We start from the raw sequence: 16,996 nt of genomic DNA on the forward strand, positions 1-16,996 counted from the left end.
AACGAACCCTTAAAGGGTGAGTTCCTTATCGGGTGGTGGCTCCGAGATCTGTTCGGTCGCGCCGACCACCGGCAGCGAGACCCCCTCGATCGGTCCGACGACCTCTTCGCCGTGTTCGGCATTGACCAGGAAACCGGGCATATCTCCGCCCGCATCCCCCGCCCCGCGCGCACCCGCCCCGCCAGCCGCGCCGTAGGGCATCATGCCCGGGCTGCCCGGCGCACCGGTGGTGCCACGCACGGCGGCAGCGGGTTCCACTGCCGCGGAACCGGTTCCGGTGGCATTGAAACCGGGCATACCGCTGAGTCCGGCGGTGCGCGGTCCACTCCACGGGCTCAGTGGCGTCGATATCGGGGCCGCGCCGATACCGCCCACACCGCCACCGCCACCGCTCGCGCCACCACCAGACGCGCCGTGCTCGGTCTCGTCCTTCTCCGTAGCCTCGCGCTGCTCCTTCGCGATGGCGTCGGCTTGCAGTTTCTGTGCCTGCGTCGCGTTCTGCGTCGCCACCTGGGTGAGCGTCTGCGCGCCGGTCTGCGCCATGGTCATCAGCGGGGTGAGCAGCTGCATCACCTGCTGCATCGAGTCGACGCCCTTGGGAGCATCGGTGACCTTGACCTTCTTGCCGACCGCGGTCATATTCGCCGAATGCGCGGTCATTTCGACCCGGGTTTTCGTCACCACCGCGATGCCCTCGGTGATCGCCTCTACCGTCGCCGCCGCGATAAACGCTTGTCCGCCACCGGTTGCCAGCCACGGCGTCGCCGCGGCCACGGTGGCCATGTATTTGGCGATGACCGAGGCCATCAGCGCGCCGCCGGTCGCAACCGAGGTCGCGCCACCGGCGAGCGACGCCTTCTCCTGCGCGCTCTGCGTGGCGAGTTCCGCGCCGTTCTCCGCGGCCTGTCCGGACTTGTTCGCGGCCTGCATCGCGGCCAAGCCCTGCCACAGCGACATCACGGTCTGCAGTGCCTGGGTGCCGAGTTGGATCGCGGTCTGCGCGGCCTGCGCGGTATCGGAAAGCACCTTGGTCGGATCGGGTCCGCCGCCCGCGGGCACGCCGAGATTTCCGGTGCCGAAACCGCTCGCCATATCGGTGAGCGGCCTGGCCAGTGCGGCTAGATCGATGACCGGCAGCGGCGGCAGTTCGGGCAGCGGTGGCAGCCCGGAGATTTCCGGAAGCGGGCCGAGGCCCATATCCTTCAGGATGTCGTTGACCGGTCGATCGATCAGCGGCGCAAGGGCACTGCCGCGCAGCAGATCCACGATCGACGGGTCGAGCGGCGCAGTCATTGCTAGACGCCGGCAGCGCCGAATTCGGTGCCGGATGCCGCCTCGGCCGCCTCATAGGCAGCGGCGCCCTGATGCGCGGTCAGCGCGGTACCCGCGTGCACACCGGCCAACTCGAACATCGAACTCACGTGATTGGACTGCGCGTAGGCGAACGCCATCAGAAAGTCCTGGCCGATCAAGCCGAATACCGGCGCGGCCGCCGCCACGGTTGCCACCTGGTCGAACGCACCGGCCGTCGCGACACCGGTGGCCATGGCCACCGCCGAGTCCCCGTACGCGCGAATCGCATCAGGCGTTGCCACGAGTTCGCTCATCGTGATCCCCCATCCCGTAATGGAATTGACCGACTCTTCATCGAACCTATCGATCGAACTGCAAAGCCCGACAGCAAACTTGCACAAACTCAAGGTTCTTGACAAAAGTTTTACGGGGACAGCGTGAACGTCGGGTGTCTACTCGGCAACTTCCTCGTTGAAGGCAGTGACCAATTCACTACGTCGCTCGAATGCCTGCCGCACCGCAGCGGCCGCTGTCGCTACCAGCGTCGACTCGAATTCGGCTGGTGTCATCCGCGAAACAGCCTGGGAGAACCGCAGATCGAGCAACGCTCCGTTGCCGTCGACCTCAACGGTGATCGAACCGTCCTGCGCGGTCTCCCGACCGCGCACTCCGGCCATGTCGTCGGTCAGATCCCGGATCCGATACAGCCGCCGCTGCACGCCGGCCATCAGTTCGTCCATGGTCTCGTACACGATGAAAACTCCTCTCGGACAACGGGAACTACACCTGACGCAACCAGCTATCCGGCTCGGTCTCGTACTCCTGCTCATCAGCTAATTCCTGGCGCGCAACATCTTCGGCGGTCGGCAACCCGCTCAGCGCCAACATCTCCGCGGGCACTCCCGCCGCCGCCAACTCCGCCCTACGCGCCATCCCGGCCCGTTCGGCCGCCTGCCTGCACAACCGCAACACCTCGGCCGCCAATGCCTGCGGATCGCGCTTCAACTCGGCCGGATCGGCCGAAATACCCAGTGGCAGACCTTGTTCGGTGGTGCGCACCGAGATCGCGCCGCTGCGCGAGGTCGCGGTCCATTCGGGAATACCCGGATGCGCTCGGTCCATGGCGGCCACCTTTCAGGCTCGCTCGTCCTTGATCGCACGGACCACCTCGGCGACTCGCGTATTGATCATCGCGGTGAGGTGTTCCGCATCGGTGGCACGCGCCACCGGAGGATTCTGGTCGTCGATCGCATATCGGCCGTCGTCGCGAATGTCGCGCCACTGCAGCCGATGTCGAGTGATCCCGCGCGGGCCGAAACGCGAGCGCCCCTGGATCACATCGATCGTCCCGGAACAGGATGTCGGTAGTGCCAAGAATTCCGCGGAGCGATCGGCGATCGAATCGTCGAAGGAATCGTGCACCGGCGATCGGCCGAGCGAGTAATCCATGCCGTCCCCGTCGTCCTGGGTGGACAGCACCACGGTGGCGCGGCGTCCCGGCTCGGCCTCCGGCAGCGCACGCACGATCGCACCCGCGAGATCGACCGCATCGCATTCGTTGATCGTGAAATCACCTGAATGCCAGTATGTTTCGCCGGACAGCTCGGAGATGACATAGCCGCGGTCACCCCGGCGGACACCGTGCAGCCGAACCGGCACGTCCGGCTTCCACGGTTCCGCCGGGTCGTAGCCTTCCGCGACGATGCGCAGATCCGGGAAGGCCAGCACGTCCAGCACATCGTCGAACGACCGATCTCCGGAGTGCCGCAGCCGCGCCAGCGCATCCTGTTGTTCCCGGACATAGTCCTCGTTCACCCAGGTGCGACAGGTGTACACGAATGGTTCCGGCAGGTAGTCCTGCTTCAACGCCTCCCACTGGACGATGAATTCCAGGTCGGTGAACTTCCAGGTGCGATTCATTGCTCGACAACGGGTTTGACGACGACTGGCGCGGCGCCGAGCGCTTCTTCGATATGCTCGACCGAATCCAGATACGCGGCCCGCTTGTGTTCCTTGTTCTGACCACCGGCACCGTGGCCCGCGGGTCCCATACCACCGGGCGAACCCGCCTGGCCGGTGCTCGCGATGCCCGCGCGGCTCGCCGTCGCGGCCGCGGCCATCTCGGCAGCCGCCGCCCGCGGGAACAGCTTCGAATTCTGCAGGCTATTGGGTGAAAGATTGGCTCCGGCACCGCTACCCGCACCGCCGCCTGCGCCACCGCCCTTACCTGCGCCACTACTGCCGGCCGCTTTGAGCGCGTCCTTGCCCAACCCCGACAGCGCGGACGGCAGACCGGCGAGACCTGCCGACTGCATATCCTTGGCCGCGGCGGCCTGCGCTTGCTGTGCCGCTGCCTGTGCAGCCTGGTCCATTGCCTGCTTCACGCCATCCAGGCCCTGCTGCGCGGACTGACTGGCTTGCTGGGCAGCTTGCTGCGCTGCCTGTTGAGCCGCCTGCTGCTGCGCGGCCTGCTGCTGCGCGGCCTCGCGCTGCGCGGATTCCCGCTCGGCCTGCTGACGCTGCTGTTCGGCCTGCTGGCGTTGCTCGGCCGCGGTCTTCTCGGCCTGCTGGGTCGCCCTGCGCTGATCGGCGAGCGCCTGCTGAGCTGCCTGCGATTGGGCGGCCGAGGTCCCACCTTTTCCGCTGCCGGTCCCGCCGGTGCCGCCACCAGGTCCGGTCTGCTGGGTCTGATTGGGCGACGGCGTCGGCGCGGTCGGCTGCACCACCGGGCTCACCGGCTGAACCATGAGCGGAATCGCATTGCTGGATGCCGCGAGTCCGGGTACATACCAGTCGTTGAAGATCCGCCTGGCCTTGTCGACTTCCTCACGCGCGTACTGGGTCCCGACCGTTTCCGGCGTGATATTGGGAGTATTCGCCTGCACCGCCCATAGCCAGCCCGAGGTGTTCAGCAGATTACTGGCGACCAAGCGCATGCCGTCGACCATGTTCTGCACACCGGACACATAGGCCTGAACCGCGCCGCCCGCCTTCACGGCGGCGTCGCTGTTCCAGTCATCCGAGGTCTGCATCGCAGTCATCTGGTTGCCCAGATTCGCGGCCGGCCCCGTCACGTGCTCGGCCATATCACTCCAGATGCCGGAGGCGTCGGACGTGTGCCCCATCCCGTTGATCAGCGATTGGTGCCAGGAGAAGGCGGTCGGGTAATCGAGGATGCTCGCCGGCTCCGGACGAACCGGTTCGGTATCGCGTCCGTCCTTCTCGTTGGCATATTGCTTCAGGTCGGCCGGCGGTCCGCCGTATTTATCGGTTCGGCCGGTCTTCCCGCCCCAATCCGGGATCTTGGTGGTGCCGTCGGCGGGCAGACTCCAGCTGCCGTGACGTTCGGCGGAGCGGGCATTCCTGAGCCGATCGAATCCGGAGGTATTGGCCTCCTCGGCGGCGGTGTACAGCTTGCCCGCGGTAATGAACTGCTGTGCCAGGTCCTGGAGAATGGTCTTGTGGCTCTTGGCCCGGTCGTTCAGATCGCGGCCCGCGCGCTGGAACTTTCCCTGCAGCGCGATGCCGGAGGGGAGATTCCCGAACCCATCGACCTTCTCGACGAAGTGTGTCCAACCCTCGATGGTGTCGAAGACGTCGTACAGGTCGATGGCGTACTTGGCCAGAGTTTGCAGACTCTTCTGCTTGACCGTCAGATTCTGTGAATCCTTGCCGATATCGTTCCCGGAGAGCTGCCACGGATTGGGCTTGTCATCTGTCGGCGCCATTGGTCAACTCCTGTCCCGCTCGGTGCTGCCTCGACGCGCGGTGTGCGCCCCCTCACGTCGCCCCTCATCCGCGCACATACGACACCGATCATCCCATGAGCTGCGTGAACGGTCGGTGACCTCATCGTGAATCATGCTGGCGCTCATGGGCCCTCCGGTTGTTCGTCCGATGGGTTTTCGAGCAGCGCAGATCCGTGGCGATGAGATCGGCCAACTCCGGAGAGCCTGATCCCATAGCGGATAGACGGTGAGTTCGACCCTTTCGCTCGGACACCGAAGACGACTCGGGCCGTTCAGCGGTCGGAGGGACTTCGTACGACTCCGTGTCCAAAGGCAGATCGAGCTCTACAAGCCCTCCTCCGGCCTCGGGCTATAGCACAATTCGATCATCGGATGGACGTCTGCCGTCCAAAAAGTGAAGTCCCATCGCATGGAGTCGATTCGGCCGCGGCGCGAGCAGCTCGGCCGCCGACAGTTGACGCGTCGCGGCTTCGAGATCGCTGTCGCGACCGAAGGTGTCCACCAACAGGTCTTGGGTGACCTCCCCGCACTCTGTGGCAGTCAGCAAGCGCGCCACCGCGGTTCGTGTTCGGGTGCCCGGATCCCCCGACAGTAACCGGGCCACCGTCTCGATCACGGTGTGCGACTGCCAGATTTCCGGCATTGCCACACCGCACTGCTGCACCGAGGGCGATTCCCCGCAGTACCACCGCTGACCGTCCCACCAGAAGCAGAACGAGAGCAAGCCGACGGCCGCGCGCGGGCTCAGCACCGCGTTGGTCACCCAATCCGGCGCTCCCGCATAGAGATTCGGCAGATCGACGCCGCCGTTATAGGCCGCGTTCAACGCCGGTGCGTCCCATACTCCGCCCGAGAGCACGGCCCGGCCGCCCGGCACGGCATACAGTGTGGAGCCGCTGCTGCCGTTCCCGCCGCTTTCGAACCAGCCGTTCGACGGCACTACCCGTGGTCCGCGGTCGGACGAAACGGCAACGTGCGCGGCCGAAATCATCGACCAGCGGGCCCACAACTGCGGAAACGACGGAAGTTCCGGATCCACCGGCCGCGCGGTCACCCCGTGCGCCCGGTCGACGAGCGCGGCGGCCACGGCGCGGCGCGGGCGGCGACACTGCCGGTCACGGTGACTCATGTAGGCCGCCAACCACACCGGCAGTCGCGGCCGCGGATACGCCGCCACATCGGCGCGATACGCCTCCGGGCGGAAGAGCTGGTCGGCCGGGAACGGCTCGTCGCCGTAGTCGTAATCGACCTCGACATCACCGTATGCGTTGGCCCGCAACAATAGTCGCCACCACGGCTCGGTGCCGGACGCGGCGACCTCGGCACGATACTGCCGTACCAGCGCGACCACCGACTCCGGGACTTCCAGGCGTACCGGCCGATGCTCGCCGGTGAACTCGACGCGCGCCGACTCGACGGTCACGGTCAACGCGAATACCGCGTTCAGACGCTGCCAACCGAGTGGGCCGAGTTCCCCCAACTCGCTCGCGATGCGCGAAACCAACGTGTCGGCGTACCGGCCGTGGTCGGTGACGACGGAATCGCTACGCGATGCTCGAGTCATTGCTCTCGTTCCTGTTCCAACACAATCGATTCACCGATCGCGCGCTGTTTCGAGTGCCGGGCACGTAGTCGCCATCGATGTCTTTTCGATAGTGGCACGCGGATCGGCGCCCGCATCGCGTTACTGATGGTGACTAGCTAAAGAGACTGTTAAGAATTCGTTCCGGCCTCCGACCAGGGCATCTGCGACTTCGACGGCCGAATTATCAAAAGTTGAATTAGGTTCGGACTTTTTCCCAGGGGACTGTTAGAACATCGGTGGACCCCTGGCAATGTGTTGTGACTGCGCTCACCGTCGCCTTTACGGCGGTAAGTGCGGCGCCAGAAGGAGATTCACGATGAGTACGACACAACTCACGGGCGAGCGCGGGGTCGTTGCCAACGTGCTGCGTGGCTCGCTCGGCAATCTCGCCGAGTGGTACGACTGGTATGTCTACGCGCGGTCGCCTTCCTGATGCGCCCGAGCGGCGGCTGGATGCTCGGCCGCTACGCCGACCGCGGGCCAGTTGGTCGCGCTCGGTGTGCAGATTGTGCTGCAGAACATTCTCAGCGACGCGCAGATGCACAACTGGGGCTGGCGTATTCCGTTCCTGATCGGCGCGGGCGGTGCGCTGCTGATCATGTGGTTGCGGCGCAGCATGGATGAATCCGAGCAATTCCAGGCCGAATCCGATCGTCAGGCGCGCGGGTCGCTGCGGGTATTGCTGCAATACCCGCGCGAATGTCTGATTGTTTGCGGACTGCCCCCTCGGCGGAACTGTCGCGTTCTACACGTACACGACCTATATGCAGACGTTCATGATCAATACCGCACATATCTCCAAGCCGATCGCGGCCTGGATCAATTTCATCGCGCTGTTGGCATTCGTGGTGCTGCGGCCGCTGGCCGAACGCATCGGCCGACGCACGCTGCTCATCTGTATCGCGATCTCGTCGACGATCTACTACTTCATGCGGGAGACCTCGAAGAACTCCGCAATCGAGGCGCAAGCCGATGCCGATGCCGAGGTCGCCGTGCGTTGAGCGTGGCTATCCGCAAACGGCTGCGCGTCGAACCTTCGCTTTGCAAGGATCGGCGCGTGCGGCTTGTGCTGGTGGAAGACGATGACGGAGTCGGGGAAGCGCTGCAGGCCGCGCTCACTGCTCGGGGCTACCTCGTCGACCGCAAGCGGCGCGGCGCGGACCTACTGCGCACCCACCGCGACTACGACGCGGTGATCCTCGATCTCGGACTACCGGATATGGACGGGCTGGAGGTGTTGCGGCGGCTGCGTGAAGTCAGCTCGGTCCCCGTGCTGATCCTCACCGCCCGGGCCGGTGAGCGCGCGGTGGTGCTCGCGCTGCGCTCCGGCGCGGACGACTACCTGGTGAAACCGCCGCGCATCGCGGAGCTGGTCGCGCGGCTGGAGACGGTCACCCGTCGCGTCGTTATCCACACCTCGCCCATGGAAGCGGTTGTCTCCCAAGATGTTCGGGTGGATCTGATGGCTCGGCAGGTCGAGGTGGCCGGGGTGCCGATCATGCTGACCCACAAGGAGTTCCAGCTGGTTCGGATCCTGGCGGAGCGGCCCGATACCGCCGTAAGCAGGCAAGAGTTGATGGACCGCATCTGGGGCGACTCATCGGCATCGGTATCGCGGGCACTGGATGTGCATATGGCGGGATTGCGCGCGAAACTCGACCGGCCCGGTTTGATCACCACCATCCGCGGTTTCGGCTATCGCTGGCGCACCGACGGATCCTAGGTCTGCACCGAACCGTGCCGCTGCTGGAAGCGCTGCTCGAACTCAGCGGCATAGACCGACGGCGCCACCGATGACGAAGATTGTTCCAGCACACCGTCATCGGCGACATAGAAGATCGCGCGCCCGATCGAGATCTCACCGGGTTCGGTCGGCACGTACACCATCCAGCCGACGCTGATCCGGTCTGCGCGCAGATCTTCCAGCGGATAGCCGGTGGTGTCCATATTCTGATCCAGAATGAACTGGCGGACCTGGGCCATCGCGGCGGCTCGCGAGATGGGCTCCGGCAAGGTGATCGTCACACCGGCCAGCGTGAGCTGATAGAGGGCGCTGTCGATATCGAAGGTGCCGTCGTCGCCGAAGACCTCGACAAGCGTATCCCGGGTCACCACACCGATTTCCGCCGCCGACACCAGATTCGCCACCGCAGCGCGCTGCCCATCGCTCGGCTGCTCCGCGACCAACCCCGCGACCACGCCGGCCACCGTATCGGAGGTCCAGATGCCGGGTACCGCCTCGCTGAGCCGGTCCGCGGTCGGCGACTCGCCGCGATACCACCGACCGCCGTCCCACCAGTAGCAGAACGACAACAGCCCGCTGGCCGCGCGCGGATTCAACACCGGATTGGCGACCCACTCCGGGGCGCCGGCGAACAGTGCGGGCATCGGCGTCGCGCCGTTGTAGACCGCATCGAGTTCGGGCGCATTCCACACGCCACCGGACAGCACCGCGCGACCACCAGGCAGGGCATACAGGGTCGACCCGCTGCGTTTCGAACCTTCGAACCAGCCCAAAGCGGGCAAAACCCTTGGCCCCCACTGTGATCCGGCGGCCACGAAAGCAGCCGCGATAATCGCCCAGCGGGCTGACAGCACCGGGAAGGCCGGAAAGTCCCGCTCGGACAGCACCGGGCGCACACCGGTCTCCCGGTCGGCCCTGGCCGCCGCGGCCGCCGCGGCCGCCGGGCGCGATTGCCGGTCACCGTGGCCGATATAGGCCGCGAGCCAAACCGGGAGCCGGTCGCGCGGATACGCCTGCAAATCCGCGAGATAGACCTCGGGAAGGAATAGGTGATCGTCCGGGAAGGGCTCGTCACCGTAGTCGTAATCGACCTCGATCTCGCCGGTGCTCGCCAACTCGATCAACAGCCGCCACCAGGGGCCATCGCTCAATTGAGCAGAGAGATGGCGCTGTTCGCGGACCAGTTCGACCACATCATCGGCAGGCTGGACCTGCGCCTCGCGCTGCTCGTCATCGGCGAAGGTCACCAACCCGATTTCGGTGCTCGTGGTCATCGCGAAGACGGCCTCCAGGCGCCGCCAGCCCGGTGGGCCACCGGCCGCGAGCGCGCGGGCGATCCGGTGCATGAGCTGTTTGGCTCGGTCGGCGACGTCCACCGGTTCGTCGACGGTGAAGCCGATATCGGGGGCGTCCTCTTCGTCGGTTGGGTTGGCGTCGGCCGCATCGAAGGCCTTCATGAACTCGGCCATGAACTCCGCGTCGCCATCCGGTACGGCCGCGCGCTGCTCGTGATTCGGGGTCGGCTCTTCATTCGACTTATCGCCGGATGCTTCGCCATCAGGTGTGGTCACGTCGCCGCAATCTCCCTCATCTGCGCACCGCACATGAGAACACACGCACAGTGCCCGAGCCTATTACCGTTCCTATCCTGGCACAGCGCCGAGTTACGCGATTCACGAAAGCTCGGGGCTTAACCGTCCCTGAAAAAAGAGCTCCATCGGCGTGCGACTCGCTATCGACCGCGCGCCACTACTTTCCGTCGGGATGGCCGACGGTGGCGAGGGCGGTGGTCCAGTCGGCGACGATGGCGTCCTGGGCGTCGGTCAGTGCCACCTTGCCCGAGCAGACCAGCGAATGCAGCTGGTTCTCGACGGTGTCCTTCGGGTTGTTGGGTCCGGCACCGGGCTTGTGGTCGGGGGAGGGCGGCTCCACCCACAGGTTGCGCGGGTCGTTGGGGTCGCCGCCGAGTTCCAGCGAGACCAGGTGGTCGTATTCGGCGTCGTGCAGAGAGCCGGTGTACCCATAGGACTTGGCGTTGGCGTCCTTTTCCCGGTTGGTGATGTTGGCCGGCGGGCGGATCGAGGACGTGTAGCCGCTGGCGCAAATGGTGCTGCCCAAGGTGTCGGCGGTGACCTTGGGGTTGGTCGCGCCCGGGGTACAGGCCGAATCCGGTAGCGGCTGACCGCTGGCGGACTTGCCGAAATGGCAGCTGCCCTCGGCCGGTTGCGGCTGAACCGTATAGGTCCCCGACGGGCCCGGACCGACCGGCACCCGTGCGGCCTCGTGCGCGGCCGGCGGATGCGGCACTGCCTGGGAGATCGGTTTCGAATTCTGGTGCGAGCAACCGGCTGTCAACAGCGGCACGGACAGCAATGACACCAGCAGGAGTTTGCGCTTATTCATGACTTCCTTCGGCAGACCTTCATCTGTACCCAATTGTCTGGTACGGCAGTCGATATGGCAGCGCGATGCGGAATGTATTTGAATAGTGCTGGTACGTAATAGATTTGATGCACACGCTGATGCTCACCCCTACCTTGTGCACCACGAATCAAGTCGCGAATAGCTAAGCTAAACGCCTTCTGCTGGAAGGGCAGTTCAATACCCTGATTCCAGGTATAGCGTCTGAGCTGGGCTTTTCCGGTGGACGTGGTATCACACTTGTCACAGAGCCCGGTCTCTACCGCCTGATCATGCGCTCTAACGTCCCTGGTGCTCAGCGATTCCAGGCATGGGTTACTGATGAGGTCTTGCCTACGATCCGCAAGACCGGGCTATGTTCAACATAGGGCGGTCTACCTGGCGTTGTTAGCGTGCGCTACCCCGCTTTGATCGCCTCCGCCCAGCGGGTTAGGCAACCCTTATCGGCGCATCAGGACAGCAGAAGGCCACCTGTAAGGGTGGCCTTATGCGTCCGCTGAATTTTGGTTAGCCCCCGGTCACTCGTCCGGGGTGTACTCGGCGTACCCGTTCAACTTCGGGAACGTCACGGCGGTTATCTCGTGCGCTGCATTGATGAGCGCCCGGATAACCGGATGCTCCGGCCCGAGGTACGGATTCACGGATTCAGCCATCTGCTGGAGCTGTTCACGCAACGGAGTCGAGAACTCGCGCGGGAGCTTGCCAGGGAACTCCGGAGGGTTCTCCGGGTCTATCGGGTACTCGACCGGTTCAGGTGCAGACACTCTGGGCTCCTTCAGAATCGGGGGTGACACTGCGAGGTCGGTACCTCCACCGTGCCGGATGCGTTGGCGTAGGTGAACTGGCGACCCTGGATCTTCCCTCGTATGCCGACGCTGACGCGCCATCTCCCGGCGTAGCACGCGGCCGACACCGTGTAGGTGTGTCCACCGGCCCGATACGGCGGCGGGATGCTCGAATCGGTTCGCGTCGAGGCAACCTCCCACCGGCCGCCCTCTTCATGCTCCAGCGCCAAGGCAACTATGTGTTCGTCTGGCGGTACGTCACAGGCCGCGATGCCGTTCCCGGTGATCTGGGGCGATAGCACGGTCGGCACCGAGCGCGTGAATTCGAAATCGCAACTGCGGGCAGCGTGGGCCGTGCCATTAACCGCTGGACTCATGCCGATCAGCATGGCCGCAGAGACAAGCGCAATATTGGTCTTCAAAGGGAACCCCCGATTTTGATGGATTCGAATCTTTCAGTCCGGACGTAACCCGCTCGAGAAGATCGGCCGGTGGAGGCTCCCACTCGTCAAAGCCAGAGAGAAGAAAACAGACCCGATCTCGCACCGGGATCACGCTCCGGAAGGTCTTCCTCAGTCATCTACAACCCCGCGTCTTCACGTTCGATCCGTTCCCGGACCGCTCGTACAGACTTGTCTTTCGGTATCCGCTGAGGCCAGAACACCGCCACGGCGAATACGCCCAGCGGGATACAGATCGCCACGACCAATCCGATATGCCAACCGAGCATTACGAAGCCTCGGGGTCGGCGGCTTGTTCAGTGTCAGATAGGAACAACTCGAGGTACAGCGACCCGTCGTCGGTGTCGTCCCCGTTGTCGTAGACCTCCAACAACCCACCTGGGAACACGAACAGTCGTGTGCGCCTGTCCATCTCGACTCCTGTAGTCCGATGTTGGTAGGCACCCCGTGACCGGTTGGCGTCACATGCCACGGGGGCCAGCTCAGACGCTACGAACCGGCTACCAAGCTCGTCTATGACTATGCCGAACTATGCCGAAATCGGCCTTTGCCTGGTCCCTCGCACCAAGTACAGGCATCATGAGTATCGGCGCGAGCATAGTTGCGCCTAACACGAATAGGAGGCCAAACCATGCGGCTAAGGTTCCTGGGCAAGGGTGGATCGGGCGACGGAGACTGCCCGACGTTGTACGCCACCGACCAAGACACGTACCTAGTGCAAGGCTGGGAAACCAAAACCGTTGGGACAGTGGAGATTCCGCACTTACTGACCGGGTTTGCCGAACCCGATACCTTCATCGGTGCGGCCATGGGCGACACCGGTCGGGGAACATTCCGGCTCAGCGGTCGGCCAGTGACCGAGCCAGACGTACTCTCGCAACTCACCTTGGCGCAAGATGAAACCGCTATCGAGGTTCCGAAGAAACGGAGGACTTACTACGGTGGAGTTGATTAAAACTACCCCATGGCCCGAACTATTTCGGCAAGCTCGGAAATCCGCTTTCCACCTTGAAGTGAGGGACGCTTACGCCGTTCCAAGCGAATCGGAGCCGTTCCGGAGATTTCTCGCCGGGGAGCCGCCGCAGGAGTACAGCAAACGGGCTTGGACCGATCTTGTCGAAGAAACCGCAGCGCGCGGTGTATCAGTGAGCCGGGTAAGGGTTGTCACTGTTCCGCACAGCGACTATCACCGGTGGTTGCTATCCATAACCGGAACCAACGTAGACGCTGGCGAAGACATTCGATATCTACCTCGTCATCTGGTCGATTCAACAGAGGTACCTACCGATGATTTCTGGATATTCGACAGCCAGAAAATTGCATTCAACCTGGTTGATCAGAGCGGGAAGCCTGCCGGGGCAGCGGTAACTACCGATCCTCGTATCGCAGACTCGCTCGTAACCGTGCAAGCTCGGTTGTGGGAACAGTCGATTCCGTATCGTCAATACATCAGTTCGGCAGTGAACGTCGGGCAGTGACAAACTCGGTTCAACAACAGCAGGAGGCGCTAGGGGCGCAGCTCAGAGAGCTGCGCCTCAGTGCTGGGCTCAGCGGCAGCGAACTAGCCCGTAGGGCCGGTTGGCATCAAACCCGTGTCCCGAAAATCGAATACGGCAAGACAAAACCGTCTGAGCCGGACATTCGTCTATGGTGCGAACTCACCGACGCACAGGATCAAGTACCTGACCTAATCGCTACAGCGAGAAACATTGCCTCCGCATATCTCGAATGGCGTCGGGTGCTTAATGCGGGAACCAAGCGACGGCAGCACATGTCGGTACAACTCGCTGAGAAAACAAAACTCATGCGGATTTATCAGCCGACGTTGATACCTGGAATCTTGCAGACGGCCGAATACGCGCAAGCGATCCTGAAACGCTCGATAGAGTTTCACCGGATACCGGACGACTTAGAAGCCGGTGTAGCGAAGCGGCTGGAAAGACAGCAACTTCTATACCGGGGTGAACGTCGGTTTCATATTCTCGTGGCAGAGCAAGCGTTATACACAACTGTCGGGGGTGATGGCGTCATGCTGGGGCAGTTGGATCGGCTACTTGCCGCTATCGGATTACCTCGCGTAGCTTTCTGCGTTATTCCGGCGACGGCAGAATTACCGATGCAGGTTACTAACTTTGTCATGTTTGACGACAAAACGGTGATGGTGGAAACCGCAGCGGCGGAGTTGACCATTACCCAGCCTAGAGAGACTGCCGTGTACGGCCGGACATTCGACGTGCTAGCCGGTCAGTCCGTGACCGGTGACGCTGCGCGTAGCCTAATCCGCAAGGCGTTAGAAATACGGGCAGGTAATTGATCTAGCCTGCGGACGGTCGTATTGCCGCCCAGCTTGCCCGTAGACGCGCGAAACAGGACATCGGGATTGCTGGTTATGGGTAAAGATGTTCCAATCCGAACTCGCCGTCTACGACGACGCATTCCAGAAGCTGCACGAAATCGCCATGCACGATGGACGCCGCACTCAGCGTCGATCTCCAACGTGATGGAGCAGCACGACACGGACCACTGGCCCGAGCCGGGACCGACTCCCCATAATCGATCACGCGGTGTCTTATGGTCGAAGCACCCTGTCTAGTGTCGAATTCCTGCCAGTGGGATTCAGTTATGGATTCCACTGGCTCGCGAACTCGGCCTGCACGTGCGCCGTGAATTCACGCACGGCTGCCATACGCCGGTAAGGGGTCAGGGTCTCGACAAGACCCCGAATATGCCCAACGCATCGCGCGGAATCAACTTGGCTTGTAAGGATTTCAACGGCCCGTGCGCCAACCGAGGATGCTTGTTCAACCTCACCTTGGCGAGCAAAGGTGTCGGCCAGAAATACCAGACGAAGCGCGCCCTCTCGGCTCTCCGGCTCTGTATGGAGTTCGACCGCCTGCCGCATATGCGCACGCGCCTTCGACCAATCCTCTAACTTGAGGTAGCAGTAACCAATCTGTTCATTCAGCTGCGCCTCGTCAAACCAATAGCACCAGTCGGGCTGACCATGCTGCGGCGGCTGACCATTGAGCGCCTCGTAAGCCCAGTCGATTGCTTGTCGGCATTCAAGAACATCTCGCGAGTTGGCATATGCCTGCGCGGCTCGCATGTGCAAAATGGCCGTGACTGATGGACTCCCTCCGCGGTAACCCGCTAGAGCCGTCTCGGCAAACTTCGCAGCCTCGGAGTAGCGGCCGAGGTCCTTTGCCTGACAACTCATAAACCCAAGGATATTTGCACCAAGGGCATGGTCTTTGGCTGTGTGAGCGGCATGTAGCGCGGCAATGAAGAACCGCTGAGCATCCACATGCCGTCCATTATCAAAGGATATCCAGCCTGCCAAGCGAAGAAGCTCCGCGACTGTCGCATGAAGCCGTCGACCTATTGACTCGTTATATCGTGACTCACGTAGGAGGTGGACAACGTAGTTGATTTGCGCACGCACAAGGTCGACGAGTGAGCCGCCGCCGAGCTTATCATCCATCTGCCTGAGTCGGCCGGTAATTTCATCGAGGTGGACGACTACATCGGCTGTCAGGGCACGCCCAGTCAGACCGACTACATTTGCGGCTGGTCGGGCTATCAGCCATTCGTGAGCGGGTGCAGTGAGCGAAGCGCCGGATATCAAAAGAAAAGAACGCCGATCCACCAGGCTTACCTCCGATACCTCGCGTACTGCGACAAATGTGCCATCAACGGTCCAAGGCAGGGAAAGACCGGAGTCGGCAGGGACAAACATCACCAATTCATCGCTCCGCCAGCCCAGGTCATCGAGCGTGATCTGTTCACCCAACTCGTGGGAAAGCAACATCACCACAAGCGACGGCCACGGCGCGCGTGGATGCACTCCCCGTAGCCATTTGTACGGCGTCTTCGGATCTACGAAATCGGCGCGGCCCATTTCGGTTGCCGTGGCATTGAGCCGCCTCGCCAACACCTCGGCACTCCAGTGGGCTTTGGCTAACAGCGTGCGCAGAGTCTCGTTGCCTGCTGGGCGCATTCCGCAACCGGCCTTCCATCTGGGCAGACAGAGTAGACCTCAGTCTAGTTGCCCTCGGTGCCGAAGGTGGCCGACAGAATCCGGTAGGCACCAACGGCACTTAACGCACCTGCTCGAACGGATGCAATCTACGAGACCAGCCTGTTCCATTGAATACACACCTACTCACGAAAGGACGGCCTGATCCCATGTGGCACAGCAGGATTCGGTTGGCACCGACCAAAATTCGCGGAATGACGAGTAGCCTGGTCGGGGGTACGGGGTTCGATGAGCGCTCTATTGGTTCTAAAGCCGTCGGCTTCGTTCGGGGTGATGTGTCAGGACCAGCGGCACCCCGGCACGAGGTCGCGGTGCAGCGGCACGCCCGGTTGTTGGGCTATCAGTGCGTACACATGGTCCGGCCTTCCCAGGGTGTCCCCGATCCGATCGGGTATGTCCTCGACATCGCGGTCGGGCTCGATGTGGCCGCGATTATTGTCTACGACCTGACTCAGGTCGACGATCAGCCGACGCGATTGTGTGAGGAGTTCGATCTCGAAACCGTCTGTCCTGCAACCACATGGGTGAGAGTCGCGGCCCCGGTTCCGGCCAAAACGAGGGTGGCATGATGAACGAGGGCACGATCGTGACGCCGCCGAAGGTCTGCGGCAATGCCGATGTCGAGTTGGCGCATGAGCAGATGCGCGCGCATCGCACCTGTCGGATCGGTCGGTGCGCGTGGAAGGCGGCGGCTTATTACACGCTGGTCGATGCGGGTCGGCTGGCACCGCAATCATTGACACCGCGTGAGCGGGCCGCGGCACGGGGGCTCGGGTTCCCGCCGCTGGAGCGCGGGGTATGCGCGGAAGGCGGGCCGACGGTGCAAACTTTGCATGAGGTGCTGAACAAACTCACTGAGCTGGGCCTACCGGTCCCAAGTACAGATGTTGACAGCGACCACGTATAGGCGATCCGGGAGTCC

General features: G+C 63.1%; 19 protein-coding genes and 1 pseudogene. 7 read left to right on the forward strand and 13 right to left on the reverse strand.

What is annotated here, in order from left to right; all coding sequences use genetic code 11:
• Positions 1–9: 9 nt before the first annotated feature.
• The 7 genes from ACZ60G_RS34285 to ACZ60G_RS34315 form a co-directional block, all read right to left on the reverse strand.
• The gene (locus ACZ60G_RS34285; protein WP_465815397.1) at positions 10–1,293 is read right to left on the reverse strand and encodes a hypothetical protein; all 1,284 of its coding nucleotides are present in this window, start codon (positions 1,291–1,293) and stop codon (positions 10–12) included.
• Between the two features lie 2 nt (positions 1,294–1,295).
• Positions 1,296–1,607, reverse strand: coding sequence for a type VII secretion target (locus ACZ60G_RS34290; RefSeq protein ID WP_387295211.1), 312 nt, complete (start codon positions 1,605–1,607; stop codon positions 1,296–1,298).
• Positions 1,608–1,745: 138 nt separating this feature from the next.
• Positions 1,746–2,045, reverse strand: coding sequence for a YbaB/EbfC family nucleoid-associated protein (locus ACZ60G_RS34295; protein ID WP_465815398.1), 300 nt, complete (start codon positions 2,043–2,045; stop codon positions 1,746–1,748).
• Positions 2,046–2,073: 28 nt separating this feature from the next.
• Positions 2,074–2,415, reverse strand: a complete 342-nt coding sequence (locus ACZ60G_RS34300; protein ID WP_465815399.1) for a hypothetical protein — start codon at positions 2,413–2,415, stop codon at positions 2,074–2,076.
• Between the two features lie 12 nt (positions 2,416–2,427).
• Positions 2,428–3,213 carry an ESX secretion-associated protein EspG gene (locus ACZ60G_RS34305; RefSeq protein WP_465815400.1) on the reverse strand — a complete coding sequence of 262 codons (786 nt, stop codon included), beginning with the start codon at positions 3,211–3,213 and terminating at the stop codon, positions 2,428–2,430.
• Positions 3,210–5,021, reverse strand: coding sequence for a hypothetical protein (locus tag ACZ60G_RS34310; RefSeq protein ID WP_465815402.1), 1,812 nt, complete (start codon positions 5,019–5,021; stop codon positions 3,210–3,212). Before ACZ60G_RS34310 ends, ACZ60G_RS34305 begins: the two co-directional genes overlap by 4 nt.
• A gap of 370 nt (positions 5,022–5,391) precedes the next feature.
• On the reverse strand, positions 5,392–6,606 hold the full coding sequence (locus ACZ60G_RS34315; protein WP_465815404.1) for a hypothetical protein: 1,215 nt from the start codon (positions 6,604–6,606) through the stop codon (positions 5,392–5,394).
• A gap of 337 nt (positions 6,607–6,943) precedes the next feature.
• Here ACZ60G_RS34315 and ACZ60G_RS34320 point away from each other — a divergent pair.
• Together ACZ60G_RS34320 and ACZ60G_RS34325 are read left to right on the forward strand one after the other, a co-directional pair.
• A pseudogene (locus tag ACZ60G_RS34320) lies at positions 6,944–7,547 on the forward strand (MFS transporter); the annotation flags it as partial.
• 137 nt (positions 7,548–7,684) lie between these two features.
• Positions 7,685–8,350, forward strand: coding sequence for a response regulator transcription factor (locus tag ACZ60G_RS34325; RefSeq protein ID WP_465815405.1), 666 nt, complete (start codon positions 7,685–7,687; stop codon positions 8,348–8,350).
• On the opposite strand, the gene ACZ60G_RS34330 is transcribed toward ACZ60G_RS34325, so the two are convergent.
• Both ACZ60G_RS34330 and ACZ60G_RS34335 read right to left on the reverse strand, forming a co-directional pair.
• Positions 8,347–9,942 carry a hypothetical protein gene (locus ACZ60G_RS34330; RefSeq protein WP_465815406.1) on the reverse strand — a complete coding sequence of 532 codons (1,596 nt, stop codon included), beginning with the start codon at positions 9,940–9,942 and terminating at the stop codon, positions 8,347–8,349. The two genes, ACZ60G_RS34325 and ACZ60G_RS34330, sit on opposite strands and share 4 nt — an antisense overlap.
• 178 nt (positions 9,943–10,120) lie before the next feature.
• Positions 10,121–10,774, reverse strand: coding sequence for a hypothetical protein (locus ACZ60G_RS34335; protein ID WP_465815408.1), 654 nt, complete (start codon positions 10,772–10,774; stop codon positions 10,121–10,123).
• Between the two features lie 227 nt (positions 10,775–11,001).
• Here ACZ60G_RS34335 and ACZ60G_RS34340 point away from each other — a divergent pair, with 227 nt between their 5' ends.
• Entirely contained in the window at positions 11,002–11,160 is a 159-nt protein-coding gene (locus tag ACZ60G_RS34340) for a BRO-N domain-containing protein (RefSeq protein WP_465815448.1), read from the forward strand.
• A gap of 150 nt (positions 11,161–11,310) precedes the next feature.
• Here ACZ60G_RS34340 and ACZ60G_RS34345 read toward each other — a convergent pair whose 3' ends face one another.
• The 3 genes from ACZ60G_RS34345 to ACZ60G_RS34355 all read right to left on the reverse strand — a co-directional run bounded on the left by ACZ60G_RS34345 (position 11,311) and on the right by ACZ60G_RS34355 (position 12,450).
• The gene (locus ACZ60G_RS34345) at positions 11,311–11,556 is read right to left on the reverse strand and encodes a hypothetical protein (RefSeq protein WP_465815409.1); all 246 of its coding nucleotides are present in this window, start codon (positions 11,554–11,556) and stop codon (positions 11,311–11,313) included.
• Positions 11,557–11,567: 11 nt separating this feature from the next.
• Complete coding sequence (locus tag ACZ60G_RS34350) at positions 11,568–11,954, reverse strand: hypothetical protein (RefSeq protein ID WP_465815410.1); 387 nt, start codon at positions 11,952–11,954, stop codon at positions 11,568–11,570.
• Positions 11,955–12,306: 352 nt separating this feature from the next.
• Positions 12,307–12,450, reverse strand: a complete 144-nt coding sequence (locus ACZ60G_RS34355) for a hypothetical protein (protein WP_465815411.1) — start codon at positions 12,448–12,450, stop codon at positions 12,307–12,309.
• A 529-nt stretch (positions 12,451–12,979) separates the two neighbouring features.
• On the opposite strand from ACZ60G_RS34355, the gene ACZ60G_RS34360 reads away from it, so the two are divergent.
• Positions 12,980–13,516, forward strand: a complete 537-nt coding sequence (locus ACZ60G_RS34360) for a DUF6879 family protein (RefSeq protein ID WP_465815413.1) — start codon at positions 12,980–12,982, stop codon at positions 13,514–13,516.
• Complete coding sequence (locus tag ACZ60G_RS34365) at positions 13,513–14,352, forward strand: helix-turn-helix domain-containing protein (protein ID WP_465815414.1); 840 nt, start codon at positions 13,513–13,515, stop codon at positions 14,350–14,352. Before ACZ60G_RS34360 ends, ACZ60G_RS34365 begins: the two co-directional genes overlap by 4 nt.
• Before the next feature lie 306 nt (positions 14,353–14,658).
• Here ACZ60G_RS34365 and ACZ60G_RS34370 read toward each other — a convergent pair whose 3' ends face one another.
• A complete protein-coding gene (locus tag ACZ60G_RS34370) occupies positions 14,659–16,035 on the reverse strand; it encodes a tetratricopeptide repeat protein (protein WP_465815416.1) in 1,377 nt (458 codons plus the stop codon).
• A 314-nt stretch (positions 16,036–16,349) separates the two neighbouring features.
• Between ACZ60G_RS34370 and ACZ60G_RS34375 the strand changes: the two genes are divergently transcribed.
• Both ACZ60G_RS34375 and ACZ60G_RS34380 read left to right on the forward strand, forming a co-directional pair.
• Positions 16,350–16,643 carry a hypothetical protein gene (locus tag ACZ60G_RS34375; protein ID WP_465815417.1) on the forward strand — a complete coding sequence of 98 codons (294 nt, stop codon included), beginning with the start codon at positions 16,350–16,352 and terminating at the stop codon, positions 16,641–16,643.
• A complete protein-coding gene (locus ACZ60G_RS34380; RefSeq protein WP_465815418.1) occupies positions 16,640–16,981 on the forward strand; it encodes a hypothetical protein in 342 nt (113 codons plus the stop codon). Before ACZ60G_RS34375 ends, ACZ60G_RS34380 begins: the two co-directional genes overlap by 4 nt.
• The last annotated feature ends 15 nt before the right edge of the window (positions 16,982–16,996 follow it).

The sequence above is a fragment of the Nocardia sp. NPDC102475 genome (assembly GCF_055584605.1).